Source organism: Scytonema hankhaensis NUACC26, from assembly GCF_045865695.1.
Classification (GTDB): domain Bacteria; phylum Cyanobacteriota; class Cyanobacteriia; order Cyanobacteriales; family Nostocaceae; genus Scytonema.
The window spans coordinates 12,326-26,034 of record NZ_BAACAP010000218.1; the positions used below are offsets into that span (position 1 = coordinate 12,326).

The 13,709-nt window shown below is 40.3% G+C and carries 11 protein-coding genes; 9 read left to right on the forward strand and 2 right to left on the reverse strand.

Annotation, left to right across the window (positions count from 1 at the left end):
- Positions 1–123 precede the first annotated feature (123 nt).
- The 5 genes from ACKTT2_RS29450 to ACKTT2_RS29470 all read left to right on the forward strand — a co-directional run bounded on the left by ACKTT2_RS29450 (position 124) and on the right by ACKTT2_RS29470 (position 5,671).
- Complete coding sequence (locus ACKTT2_RS29450; RefSeq protein WP_407893345.1) at positions 124–1,854, forward strand: iron uptake porin; 1,731 nt, start codon at positions 124–126, stop codon at positions 1,852–1,854.
- A 14-nt stretch (positions 1,855–1,868) separates the two neighbouring features.
- Positions 1,869–2,588 (forward strand): hypothetical protein, encoded by a 720-nt coding sequence (locus tag ACKTT2_RS29455; RefSeq protein ID WP_407893347.1) that lies wholly within the window; start codon positions 1,869–1,871, stop codon positions 2,586–2,588.
- A 173-nt stretch (positions 2,589–2,761) separates the two neighbouring features.
- On the forward strand, positions 2,762–3,436 hold the full coding sequence (locus ACKTT2_RS29460; RefSeq protein ID WP_407893349.1) for a COP23 domain-containing protein: 675 nt from the start codon (positions 2,762–2,764) through the stop codon (positions 3,434–3,436).
- 202 nt (positions 3,437–3,638) lie between these two features.
- Positions 3,639–4,427 (forward strand): S1 family peptidase, encoded by a 789-nt coding sequence (locus ACKTT2_RS29465; protein WP_407893351.1) that lies wholly within the window; start codon positions 3,639–3,641, stop codon positions 4,425–4,427.
- Between the two features lie 200 nt (positions 4,428–4,627).
- On the forward strand, positions 4,628–5,671 hold the full coding sequence (locus ACKTT2_RS29470) for a S1 family peptidase (RefSeq protein WP_407893353.1): 1,044 nt from the start codon (positions 4,628–4,630) through the stop codon (positions 5,669–5,671).
- Here the strand turns inward: ACKTT2_RS29470 and ACKTT2_RS29475 are convergent.
- A complete protein-coding gene (locus ACKTT2_RS29475; protein WP_407893355.1) occupies positions 5,668–5,820 on the reverse strand; it encodes a type II toxin-antitoxin system TacA family antitoxin in 153 nt (50 codons plus the stop codon). The two genes, ACKTT2_RS29470 and ACKTT2_RS29475, sit on opposite strands and share 4 nt — an antisense overlap.
- Before the next feature lie 257 nt (positions 5,821–6,077).
- On the opposite strand from ACKTT2_RS29475, the gene ACKTT2_RS29480 reads away from it, so the two are divergent.
- On the forward strand, positions 6,078–6,350 hold the full coding sequence (locus ACKTT2_RS29480) for a hypothetical protein (RefSeq protein WP_407893357.1): 273 nt from the start codon (positions 6,078–6,080) through the stop codon (positions 6,348–6,350).
- Entirely contained in the window at positions 6,347–6,550 is a 204-nt protein-coding gene (locus ACKTT2_RS29485; RefSeq protein WP_407893359.1) for a hypothetical protein, read from the forward strand. Before ACKTT2_RS29480 ends, ACKTT2_RS29485 begins: the two co-directional genes overlap by 4 nt.
- A 221-nt stretch (positions 6,551–6,771) precedes the next feature.
- Here ACKTT2_RS29485 and ACKTT2_RS29490 read toward each other — a convergent pair whose 3' ends face one another.
- Positions 6,772–8,739, reverse strand: a complete 1,968-nt coding sequence (locus tag ACKTT2_RS29490; RefSeq protein WP_407893361.1) for a serine/threonine protein kinase — start codon at positions 8,737–8,739, stop codon at positions 6,772–6,774.
- A gap of 186 nt (positions 8,740–8,925) precedes the next feature.
- Between ACKTT2_RS29490 and ACKTT2_RS29495 the strand changes: the two genes are divergently transcribed.
- Positions 8,926–11,112, forward strand: coding sequence for a hypothetical protein (locus ACKTT2_RS29495; protein WP_407893363.1), 2,187 nt, complete (start codon positions 8,926–8,928; stop codon positions 11,110–11,112).
- A gap of 13 nt (positions 11,113–11,125) precedes the next feature.
- Positions 11,126–13,336 (forward strand): hypothetical protein, encoded by a 2,211-nt coding sequence (locus ACKTT2_RS29500; protein WP_407893365.1) that lies wholly within the window; start codon positions 11,126–11,128, stop codon positions 13,334–13,336.
- The last annotated feature ends 373 nt before the right edge of the window (positions 13,337–13,709 follow it).

A 13,709-nucleotide genomic window follows, 5' to 3' on the forward strand; every position in this document is an offset into this window, starting at 1 on the left:
TCAACTTAAGGATGAAGAGAAGAACTTAAAATCAACTTTTCATTTATGTTTTAATGTGTGTGAGGTAGTTTAGTGTATAATAAGAAAATAACAGTTTTTTCTGCTAGCTTTTCAATATTTCTATTGAATACTCCTGTCGCTTGGTCAAATCCAACAGAACGGCAAGATTTATCCAAAAAATTGATAACAGCTCGACAAAATAAGCACTTACCTGAAGATTCTCTATTTACCGATGGAAATTTGACTGTAGAGAATATGGATGTTAGTCCTCAAGAAAAATTTTCTCCAAATTCTTCTCAGACTTTAACTGAAGAAGGCGGGAAGCAAGAAGAGGAAACCAAGTGTTGTATAGAACGAGATACTGTTGATGAAGTGAGTTTATCTGACAGCCCCATGTCTCAGGTAACATCAGTTTCTCAATTATCGGATGTACAACCAACTGACTGGGCTTATCAGGCTTTGCAATCCCTTGTAGAAAGATATGGCGCGATCGCTGGATATTCTGACAGCACTTTTCGTGGTAACCGCGCTATGACTCGCTACGAATTTGCTGCTGGTTTAAATGCAGCTCTAGACAGAGTGAATGAACTGGTCACTGCTGGAACAGTCGATCGGGTAAAAAAAGAAGACTTAGAAATATTGCAAAAACTTCGAGAAGAATTTGCAACTGAGTTAGTCACTCTGCGAAGTCGTGTAGATACTCTAGAAGCTAGTGTTGCCAATCTTAAAGCCAATCAATTTACTTCATCAACGACTATCCTCGGAGGAGAAGTCATTTTGGGGCTGTCTCAAGCTTTTGGAGGAGGTCCGCCAGGAAAGGGAGAATCTAACGCAGTTCTAACACATCTGACGCGATTGCAAACGACTACGACTTTTAATGGCAAAGACAGATTGCGACTGGAACTCGATGCTGGCAATTTTGAGGGTTTTGGATTTGGTAACCCCGATGTCCTCAACACTAACGCTGCTTTGCTTTCTTTCCAAGCAGATACTGACAACCGAATTAAGTTATCATCAGTGGATTATCGCTTTGCGGCATTTGGCGATCGCGTTGTCTTTACGTTTAGACCAGTTGGCTTTAGTCTCAGCAGTGTTTTGACTGCTAACTCTCCTTACTTTGATTCTGGTCGAGGAACGCTTTCACGCTTTGCAGAGGCTAGCCCAATCTTTAAAATAGGTGACTTAGATGCTGGTTTTGGCTTTGACTGGTTGATAAGCAAGTGGGCGCGTTTTCAATTTGCTTATGGAGCAAGAAACGCTAACAATGCGAGTAAGGGTTTTTTGTTTGGAGAGGATGCTCATGCTTTAGGAGCGCAGTTACTTCTCTTACCAGGTAACAGCGTGCTCACTGGTCTGACTTTTGTTTATGGCTACTCACCGGATGGTCGGTTAAACACGTTTACTGGTAGTGCGATCGCAGATGCATCGGGTTTTATTAATCAACGCTCCAATATTTATGCTGTGAATGGAACTTTACAATGGCGGCTCAACCCGCAACTGACGTTTGCCACGTGGGGAGGTGTTGTTGGAACTTACGCTGCATCAACAGACGCATTTGCCGTTAGCACGACTTATCTGTTTTCTCTAGGCTATTCCGATCCATTTGGCAGAGAGGGAGACTTATTAGCCGTTTTGTTTGGTCAACCTCCCAAGCTAGCTCAAGTAGGAGACTTCTCTGGTTCAAGCGGTCTGGGAGAAGGTGCGACTTCTTACCACTTTGAAGCTTTTTATCGCCTCACAGTCAGCAATAATATTTCTATCACTCCTGGTTTCTTTATCGTAACTAACCCTGGAAATATAGAAAATAATAATACAATTTATGTAGGAACGATTCGTACAACATTTAGATTTTAAAAGAGGAAAATAGTATGCCTATTCTACAAAAACATTCTGACAAAGTTTATTTTAAATTTATCATTTTATTGTCTTCAACCTGTTTCTCTTTGAGTCTACTTGATGTAAAATTAGCAAAGGCTCAGCAAAAAGTTGTTGAACCATCTGCAACTAACCAAACTTCCTCTCAAAAAGCACCACGTCGGCTAAGACCATCTTTTTTTGAAGAGAGTAGAAAATTACCAAGATTTGGATTTGGTGACTTTCTTCGCTCGGCATTGGATAGCGAACAAAATGCTCTTGCAGATCCTGCGAAAGTTTCTAATTTCCGTTCGCAAGCATATCAATTGTTTAATTCTCCGGGAAATATACAGGGTATTCTTAGTGTCACAAATCGCGATACTGATAATCCTAATTTTCTAAATGGTACTAATTTTAGCGATCCGAGTACTGGTACAAATCTCACATTTTCTAACTTTGTCCAAGGTTCAGATCCTCGTAGAGGGACTGTGACGGTGACTGGTACTGTTAACGGTCAGCCTGTGCCTTTCCAAGGTAGAACGGTAGAATATAATGCTGGTTTTAGCAATAAGAGCGATACTGCTGGTGGTGTTATACTTTTGACAGATCCAAATAATCCAAGCCAATCTATTTATATTCAAGTGCCTGTCACAAATATTAATGGATTTAATGATGATAACCAACCTGTTTCTGCACCGGCTGGGTTATCGGTTGGTATTCCTACTGATAGATAAATATGGCGTTTTTCAATTGGGTGCAAGATATAAAAAGTTTTGGAACCGCAGATGAACGCAGATGGACGCAGATGAATTGGGAAAAACACGGTGATTTCTGAAATTATAGGTATAAAGTTTGTAGTAGTAAATATCAGGGTGTTTTGTAGTAACAGTTTATATAGGACTTCAAAATGACCTTTCAATTAACTGCTAAAGTTCTCATGACGGCTCTGGTTGTCTCTAGTAGTGTAGGATTAACTAATAATTTTGCACTTTCGCAAACTCAGCAACCTGCTCCAACTTCTGCTGCAACAGTTTTTCAATGTGTTTCTGCGGGTAGTGGCTATGCTACTGTTGCTAAAAGGGGCGAACGGACAACTCCTCCTCTCATTACTTGGAATAGCAAGGAGTTTGGTTCTCAGTACACGCCAAAGCAACGCTGCAATATTGTGAGCAAGCGTCTGACTAAGGCAGTTGCAGCTAATGGTGGTAAGCTCAAAAACTTACTGTTGACTTATGGAGTTGTGAATGGTAAGTCAGTGATTTGCTACGTTAAGGACACTGGAAGAGCTTGTAATGATAGGAATATTTTAATGACGTTGCGATCGCAAGATCGCGGTCAAGAAGCTAAAATTCTTGACAGTTTGGTTAGTTTTAGCGTAAAAGGTACTGGTAATTCTATTAATCAGAGCAGTCAATTACCAAGATATGCAAATTTTGGAGAGAGAGTTGAGCAATCTTTTGAGGCTCAAGGAGTCGTTAATTCTCCTAACCCTACTCAGTCTGAAAATCAAAAACCTATTCCGTCTCAACCTGCTAATACAAGTATTCAACAACCAACTTCCTCTCAGGACAGTAGCATCTAAGTAAGTCGGCACAATTTATCGTCATTAGTCATTTGTCATTGGTTATTCGTCATTAGTAAGGATTTCATCCCAATTCTCTATTTTGAGGATCGTCATTAGTCATTAGTAAGGATTTTACCAATTCTCTATTTTGAAGCTATCTCTCACCATTGTCGGTTTACTAGGATTGTTGGTGTTTTTATCACTCTGGAAATTGTCATCAATGACTCTAGTTAGTCAATCAACTTCTGACGATCTTCTAGATGATAAATACGCTGCTAACACCCCAAGCCTCACTTACCAACAAAACCGCATAACAGTTGCAGAAATTGCTGAGCAAGTTACGGTTCGGGTTTTAACAGAACCTGGTTCGGGTTCGGGAGTGATTGTTGAGCGTCAGGGTCAGACCTATACTGTTTTAACCTGCTTGCATGTCGTTGCAAACAGTCAAGACGATCGCTATAGTGTTTTAACTTTTGATGGCTTAACTCATCGCGCTCGCCGCAAATCTGTCCACTCTATCAAAAACGCCGACTTAGCTCTTGTCCAGTTTGAGAGTCAAAAGCCCTATAGGGTAGGGATTTTAGGAGATTCTAATGTTTTATCAGTTGGCGAACCAGTATATGCATCAGGATTTCCCAATTATTATTTTCCAAGCAAAAATGTTGTAGAGGATACTCGTACTTGGGGAACAAGAGCGTTTCGATTAACGAAGGGAAAAGTCTCTCTTCTATCAAATCGTTCTTTATCCGGAGGCTATCGTCTAGGTTATACCAATGAAGTTGAGCAGGGTATGAGTGGTGGTCCCGTTTTAAATAAAAGAGGACAAATTATTGGCATCAATGGTCGATTGAAGTATCCATTACAAGGAATAGACGTATTTACTTTTACAGATGGAACTAAGCCATCTGTAAAACTTTTTCAGGAGATGGAGGCTCTTAGTTGGGGAATTCCTATTGCTACTTTTCAACAAGAAGCTACTAAAATTTCTCCCAGACAAACTCAATTATAGCGATTCTTACTTAAATGAAATACAGATTTATCTTTATCTGCGTTCGTCTGCGTTCATCTGCGGTTCCATAACTTTTTTATGTATTACACCCAATTGAAAAGCATTATATAAAAATCCTAAGTATATGTGAAAAGTTAGAGCGTCAACTTCTTTGAGAAGTCGGAGCTCTAGACACATTTATAAAATTGAGGGCAAACATCATGACTATTTATAAAAGGCTTTTACTAGGAGCGATGACTGCATTAATTTTTATAACACTGACTTCAGAAAATTCAAAACTGAATGCGTTAAATAATTCGCAAAAAGATACACTTGCTCAACAAACGATGACTCAAAACCAAGTTGATGAAGCTCCAAATTTAACTGCTTCAGAAGTTGAAGCAATTGCAGCACAAACGACAGTTGTTATCGCTATTGGCTTACAAAAAGGAGACATTGAAAAACAAATTCAGTTACAAGAATCGGGTTCGGGAGCGATCGTAGCCAAACGAGGTAAAACTTACTACGTTGTAACTAACCTTCACGTCGTGCATAGAAGAGGTGGTATCTATGGAGTCTATACTTATGATGGTGAAGTGCATCCAGTAGACGATCAAAATAAAAATTCCAATATTTATGTTTTTGGTAAAGAGCAAGGAGAAGGACAAAACGTAACTATTAACGGATTTGATTTAGCAATTATTCAGTTTGATAGTGACAAAAACTATCCATTAGCACCAATTAACCTTAGCAAAGTCACTCAAGGTAATCCAGCTTATGTTTCCGGATGGCCAGTTCCTCAGAATAAAAGTCCTCGAAGAGAACGCCGTTTTTCGTCTGGTAAAGTCATTGAAGTTAAAGCATCTCCATCTTCTGATGGTGGATATAGCCTCTCTTATAGTTCTGTAACACAACCTGGCATGAGTGGCGGTCCCGTATTTAATGCTAAAGGTAAAGTCTTTGGTATACACGGACGTGGAACCGATGTAGAATATTTAGGTATTCTGGTCGATCATCTCATGACTCAAGCAGAAAATGCTAGAAAAAATGGGCTTTTTCCTCGCGATTTAACGTTCAATTTTGCTCCAACGTCTCCCCAAATTATTAAAGCTGGAATACCAGAAAATCGACCAAAATCAGCTGATGTCATTAATAACTTTTACAAGAGTTTCAATATTGAATTTAAACGTTCAGGTACACGCGATTGTCCTTCAGGAGGAAGCCGTACTGTTTTACTGGGCGGTAAGGATGAACGTTGTGATTAATTGACAATAAAATCTGTTAGTGTTTGTCCTTGAATTTCAGCAGCATACTGGAACAACTCTTTCTGCTCTTTGCTAATACGAGCTTCTAAACGTTCTGTCTTTGAACGCTCAGACTTTATCTTTTGACTGGAGTTTGCTGAAACACTCATATTGATTTCTGTGTAAGTATAACTATATGGAATGAACAAATATTTATTTTTTTATAAGTGTACGGCATTTCCCCGTACAAAGCAAGCTTTTCCAACCTATTGCTAGCATTCCGATAGAACAAGGATGCCAATTTTAGCTTGTTCGCAGTTTTGAGTGTTTATGTTTACAGTTCGCTACACCTAACACGATCTTTGATGTAGATAGGCTATGACCTCAAGTTAAAATTGATGAGTCATCGTGAAACGAGGTTAAGCCTGTGACAATTAGACAACCCCGCTATAGTAAAGAGGAATTTGCTCGACGTGGCGATGAGATTTACGAATCTCAGGTACGCCCACAAGTTGAAGAAGGCAATCATGGCAAGATTGTGGCGATCGACATTGAAACCGGAGATTTTGAAGTCGATCGAAGCGAAATTGCTGCTTGCGATCGCCTCGAAGCCCGTCACCCTGATGCTCAAATTTGGATCGTTCGCATTGGCTCTCGTCACGTTCGTCGATTTGGCGGACGCACCCGGAGAACTGCATGATTACTGGATTTGTGAACGTCGAGTTTGAACCGATCGTTCCACTCTCAATTCGTCGCGCTGATGGCAAAGTCTTTACACAAAATGCGATCGTAGACACAGGATTTAATGGTTGGCTTTCGTTACCTCCTGATTTGATTGCTGAGTTGAACATGAAATGGAAAAGACGAGGACGAGCAATTCTGGGCGATGGCAGTGAGTAGTTTTTAACGTTTATGAAGCTGGTGTCGTTTGGGATGATACCTTGCTAATCATTCCAGTGGATGAAGCTGATTCAGAACCGCTTGTTGGAATGTCATTGATGGAAGGTTATCAGCTAACGATGCAGATTTGTGTCGAACTTCGCAAAATCAACACGGTCTAACAATCCCGTTGCACACCGACCGTACAGATTCTGCATTCCAACAGAACAAGGAGTTTTACATCAGATACCATCTGGTTGCTGAATTTCATTTGGAGAATCCTCCCATCCTCTCTCACTAGAAGAGGTTGGGACACGGGGGGATACATTAGGAGAACTATTTTGTGTTGAAGGAGTAGGAGAGGGTAATTTAGATTGAGAACGGGTGACTGGTTGTGAATCGATACGAAGAACTGGGGAAGAAATTCCTTTATTTGAGGTTGGTTGTTGGAGTTGAGGATTCTGCTGGGCTTTGATTTTTTCTGCTTCTGCTTTTACTATTTGGGAGTGCGCTTCTTGGATAACTGGTTTGATTTTATCTTTCCAAAAGGTAATATTTGGAATTTTATGAGATTCATCAATAGCTACCTGCCACTTTTCCTCGTCTAAAGCCGTTTTTGCAGCATTAAATTGAGTTTCACTAACTTTCCAGTCTTTTCGCCATTGAACGATCGCAGCTTGAGCTTTTTGATATGCGGAACTAGTCTTTGGAATTTCTTGAATTTGAGCGATCGCTGCATCAAGTTTCCCATTTTGGAAGAGATCTGTTGCTGTAGTCATAATACTATTAGACCACTGCTGACTCAATTCCTGAGCTTTTGAAGACACAGGACTATTTTTCGGGATGGTACTTGCTGCTGCAATTGCCTGTGCTAATTTGTTTTCTGCTGCTAGTTGATTGGCTTGTTTTAGCTGACACCGATAGAGAAGTTCTTGAGCTTTGGCGTAAAGACTTGAAGTCTCGCTCACTGTTTTTGCTTTAGTCACGCATAAACTATAATTTGCCTGTGCTTGTAAATTTACAATCTCATCTATATTTGTCGTTTCGCTAGGCTTCGAGCTTGCTAAAAATATATAAGTCGCGGTTATTACACCCATGGCAACTGTAATGCCACCCCCAGTCAGTAACCAAGAGAATTTACGGGAAGGAGAAGTTACTAGTTCTGGTGCTTGGGTGTCTGTCACAATAGGAGAGGGTTGTGAACCACCTAATGCGGCAGGAGAAACTGTCAAATCTTCATTATTAGCGTGTGTATGGGGGACTGATGAGTTCTGGTGGGTAAAAGCCGCTTGTAAAGACTGCTTCAACTCCTCTACTGACGCAAACCTTTCATTTGGTTCCTTTTGTAAACACCGCATCACCACCGCTTCTAATTCAGGAGATAACTGTTCGCAATTAGGTTGCGATCGCAGTGGCACAGGTTGCTTTGAGGTATGAGCGAATGCCCATGACAACCGACTAATGTTGTTTGTATACAAACCAAGACCAAATGGATCGGTTCCACTAAGTATTTCGTAGAGAATCATGCCTAAACTATAAATATCTGCCCGTCCATCAATATCTTTGTCTCCTTCCAATTGTTCCGGTGCAGCATAATGGGAAGTGCCAATAAACGCACTCGTTAATTCCGTACTCTCTACACTATCTTTACGAATTTTGGCAATACCGAAATCCAAAATTTTTACAAGTTCTCCCAATGCTGTCGGCACTAGAAAAATATTATCCGGTTTTAAGTCGCGATGGACGACCTTAACAGACTCGCTAGAGGTTGCAAAATCTCGCCACAGAATCACACCTTCATGAGCAAGGTGTAGTCCTTCACAAACCTGGGCGATGATACTCACTGTCCGCTCAACTGATAGACTCTGCTGTTGTCGTAATAGTTGCCCTAGTGTCTCCCCCCGTAGATATTCCATTACGTAGAAAGGATAACCCTCAGAAGTCACTCCATAGTCACAAACCTCAACAATGTGGTTGCTTTTAAGTGCTGCAGACACTGCCACTTCACGTTCAAAACGCTTTCTGAGATCCTCTGATGCTACCAATGTGTCTTTGAGCAATTTCAAAGCGACTTGCCGACCTAACAGAGTGTCCATTGCTAGGAAGACATCTCCCATACCGCCCATTCCCAACCGCTTGTCTAGACGGTAGCGTTGGCGATCGCCAATCGAGCGATTAATCCAAGAATCAAGTGTATTTGGGGAGTTCATAATGTAAAATTTATCAATAACTTATCTATGTAAAATAAAAATAAAGAAGTAAGTATTTTCCCAATTGACAGAATTACGATTATACTATAGCAATATAAGAGCTTTAATACAAAGAATTTTCAGGATGCATTGCTATTGTAAATTTTATAACTGCCTTAGCTAATTAAATAATAAACTAGCTGGTGTATGAACAACAGTGCAATCGATGCCAGAATTTCCCCACAAAGCCAAATATTTCGACCGGGTGGTGCATCAGTTTCATTTCATATTACTGTCAACAATGACAGCGAACAATTTGCTAGCTTTCAACTCGAAGTCTTAGCCGCCGGAGCTAGCTCGAGTTCCGGGCATTTGTGGTATCGTCTTTCACCGGAGGTGTCAGCAGCAAAGCCACCTGGAAGTAGTACTGGGTTTCAAATCATCATTTTTGATACACCTTTACCTGGATTTGTCGGTACAGTCAATCTTACAGTTAGGATTTTTTCACCCCAATTAAGACAAGAACGCAGACTTGTAGTCCGCTTGCAAATAGAACCAGGTAGCAAAACAAAACTTATTTCTATAGATTTACTGCTAAAAGAAGTTCAAGTTTATCCCCGTAATTCAGTAGATATACCCGTCAGAGTCCGGAATTTAAGTCTACAACATATGAATGCGATCGTGCGTTTAGCGGGTATTGAACCTTCTTGGCTAAGCGGTGGTGCGGAACGACTATTGTTTTTAGAACCTAATGCTCAACTCGAAACAACCTTTCAATGCCAACCTCCTTCTGTAAACCAAGCACCTAGCCAAGACTATCCCTTTACCGTGGAAGCTATGAGTCGGGATGGTTCTTCAAATACGACTCAAGGTATTTTGAAAGTTCTACCCGTTGGTTTTGTAGAGTTTACTGCTACACCGCAACAACAAACACTCCCGCATCAAGGGCAATGGTTACCTAACTGGCGTTCCAACTCAGCTGAGTTTGAATTGCTTTTTAAAAATGCTAGTAATTTATCACAGCGAGTTAATGTTGTGCTTCAAGGGAAGAATCACTGTAAATTGTCGCATAGGCTATTACCAGAAAATGCAGAATTGAGTATATCCGAGACAACCAAGGTAATTCTAGAAGCGAGCACCAAAAGACCTTGGATTGGATGGGCAAAAGTTTTACACTTTGATTTGAGTGCATCATTATCCGATCCGCGTTTGGGTAGCACAGAACCCCCTACTCAATCTTTGGAGTTAAGAGTTTTACCCGTATTACCGTTGTGGTTGCAATTGACTTTTCTGGGATTACTTGCTGCTCTCTTAGCTTTATTGTTTAAACCAGACGCGATCGCGCACGCAGATTACGTGAATGTAGTTCGTTTTAGTACCGATGCACTGTCTGCAGTCAGTGGTTCTGACGATCGAACAATTAGACGTTGGCGAATCAATGGTAATCGTTTAGAGCCAGAGGGTAACAACGAAGGCGCTCTGTCAAAGGGTGTGTTAGGAAATACTAAGCAACGTGTATGGGCATTGCGATTCGATCCGGTAGAAAATAATCATGTAGCAGCAGGCTTAGACAATAGCGTTATTCAAATATGGAATGTAGCTCGTCGCAAACACGAATATGAACTTAGCGATCCAGAACTGGTAAACAATACAGATAAAGTCTTTGACTTGGTATTTACTAAAGACAGACGTTACCTGATAAGCGGACATGGTAGCGGTAAAGTGTTGATTTGGGAAAGAAAATCAGCTACAGAAAACTTTCAGCCACAGCCGCAACAAAGAATTTCTCTGGGATACCAAGCGCGATCGATGGCTTTGAGTCAAGACGAACAAACTCTAGCCATTGCTGGAAACAATAAATATCTCACATTGTTGGATTTAAACCAAACGAATCGTCTTCAAAGAAGATTTTCGGTTACAGTACCGGGATTTGGACGTGGAGATAACGATTATATTTGGGGTTTAGCGTTTGCTCCTCAAGCACCAGGGCTGTTAGCAACGGCTGACTCGAATGGGTACATAACAATTTTGGATTTAAAATGCCAAATGAATCGGAACAAGAGTCAATCGGAAGAGATTAGTCAAGATTGCGTTCGCGATCGCTGGGAAGTCGGAAAACAAGGAGTACGTAGTATAGCATTCGCACCAGATAGTCATCAGTTAGTGAGTGCTGGAGATAACGGAAGAGTCGTTGCTTGGTTGTTAACGAACGAGGGAAAACGAGAAGTTTCAGCATTTAACGGTAGAGAAATCAAACGTCTCAACAATCAAAAACTGAACAGCATTGATGTCAATAGCGAGAACACTACCATTATTACAGGTGGAGAGAACTGTCAGGTCAACCGCCAAGGTGTTAAACATTGCTCAGTCAATTTACTTCGCCTGAATGAATAAGGAAATGAATGGAATGCAAATTCAATCCAGCCCACTGCTTGTAATTTTCGATCCTCCTGGCGTTCAATCGGGAATGCCGGGAGATACCCTGCATCTCTATGCTGTTATCATTAATCAAGGGAATCAGAGTGCTGCGATCGATGTATTTTTTGATGAAGCATTTCAAATTTTTAGCCAGTCAACTGTTTCGCCAAGACAACGCACTGCACTTGCTCCCCAACAAAAAAGTGAAATCTCTTTTGAGTTCCAAATTCCCATTCATGCTCAAACAGGAACTTACGACTATACCCTAATCGTTGATGCGCCCGAACATTATCCCCAACATACACCCATATCGTATCGCCGACAAATCAAAGTTCTGCCCAAAGAACATACTGTAATTCGAGAACACGACCCTACCTTCTCTGTAAAGCCTACTACGAATCCTGGCAAACCACTCATTTTCAAGCCTGGTGAGCTTTTGCAGTTAGAAGTTATAGTTAACAATCGCTCTAGTCGAGTAGACCGTTTTCGCTTGACTTGCCCAGATTTTGACGATAATTGGTTTACTATTCGATATTTAACCACAGGGTTGGAAGGAGGGGGGTTGCTATCTGGTGGTGGCGCACTAGAACTTAATCCCAGTTCTCAAGGTCAAATCTTATTACAATTTCATCCTCCTAAAGATACTTTAGCTGGAAACTATTCTCCTACAATTCGTCTGCATTCTCATAATTCACCCGATTTAGTACTGCTAGATTTGGTATATATCCAAGTTCCAGAGGTTTATCACTTGGACATAGAATTGAATACTATTTTAGGAAAAGTGAGCCGTAGTTCTGGCAAGTACGAAGTCAAATTGAATAACCGGGGCAATACTTTGCGCGAACTAGCTTTCAATGCTAGAACTCAAGATGAAGAAGAATTGTGTACCTACGAATTTCAACCTCACCAAGTGAGAGTTTTACCAGGAAAAAATGTAGGGGTCAATCTGATAGTTAAACCCAAGCATTGGTGGCAGCGATCGCTGTTTGGATCGAGAGCGATTCGCTTTCAACTTGAAATTCAAGAGCGACAAGAATTTCCTCTTCCAGATAAATTGCCTTCTGGTACTCTAGAATGGAAAGCCCGCCCCTTATGGCAATTATTGCTCGTGTTTTTATTAGTTTTAGGTTTATTGGGAGGTATAGCATGGATTGTTTGGCTAATTTTATACCCCGAACCTTGGAAATTGGAAAAATTTGAGTCAAGTAGCCCAAATTACAAAGAAGGAGATACAGTATATTTGAACTTAGAGATTCGCAATATCGAGCAACTAAAAAATTTAACTTTGATAACTACAGGAGAGGAGATTAATCAAGATGTATTATATGATGAGAACCTGAAAGAAACTAAAAGTTGTCGAATACAACAAAAAGTTTTGAACTGCAATAATTTTTCGACTAGAGTTTCCAAACTAGGTAAATATACTTTTACTCTGAAAGCCATCAATCGTCACAATGAATCCCAAATAATATCACCTATAGCCGTTGAGATAAAGCAAAATCCAGTACCAGAAGTAGTGAGTTTTCGAGTCGATAAATCTGAATATGAAAAAGATGAAAAAGTCAGTTTAAGTTGGCAGATTCGTCATCCAGAGCAATTAAAGCAACTACAGATTGTGAGGAAACAAGAAGATGGAGTAGCAGCGATCGCACGGGAATTTGATAAATTAGATCGAGGGATTCCAGTGGAAATTAGTTCTTTTTGTACGAAAGATAATCAGCAAGTAACCTGCGAAAATATTCCCCTAACAGTTAATCAACCAGGAACATATACTTTAGCACTTCAACCTATTGTTGTTAATTCTATAAATCAAACTAACATAAAAGCACTTGAAACCAATAAATTTAGAATCAACCCTAAATCATTTAAAATAGAATATTTTACAATCAATAATAGTTTAGAACAAAATATAGTTTTACAAGAAGGTCAACCAGCGATCTTGAAATGGAAAGTAGTGGGTGAAGATATTAACGTTCAAATTTCTCCCTTCGGTAACGTTGAGCCTCAAGGTTCAAAACAGTATATTGCAAATTCAGCCTTTCCATCTCAAATTGAAATTATTGTGACAGATAAATTTAATCAGTCGCCACAGAGAAAAGGATTTTCTATCAAAGTAGAGCCAAATTTATCACCTAATAGTCCGACACCAACACCTAATAACAAAACGGAACCTTCTAGAAATCAGGATTTTTCCTTATAACGACTCTCTTTCATCTCTCATTCCTAGTCTCTGACTGGAAACTTATTTATAGCGTTTCCCAGTCTGCTGAGGTACAAATTCATCCGCGTCCATCTTCTCAGTTTGTATCAATTGAGATTGAGTTTGGGCAAGGTGTTCTAAGGCTTCAAGTAATTCCTGCGTTCGTTCTACAACTTGTTGCTCTAGGCGATCGCAATTTAGAACGTTTGCAAGAATTGCGACAGCGACAAGTAAAGCTAACTAGTCAGGAGCGTCATTTGTTGTTTGTCATTGGTTATTTGTAAGAGGATGTTTTAAAAGTGATAACTGAGGTATCCAATATTCACGAGCCCCCTAAATCCCCTTAAAAAGGGGGACTTTTGGAGTATTTCCC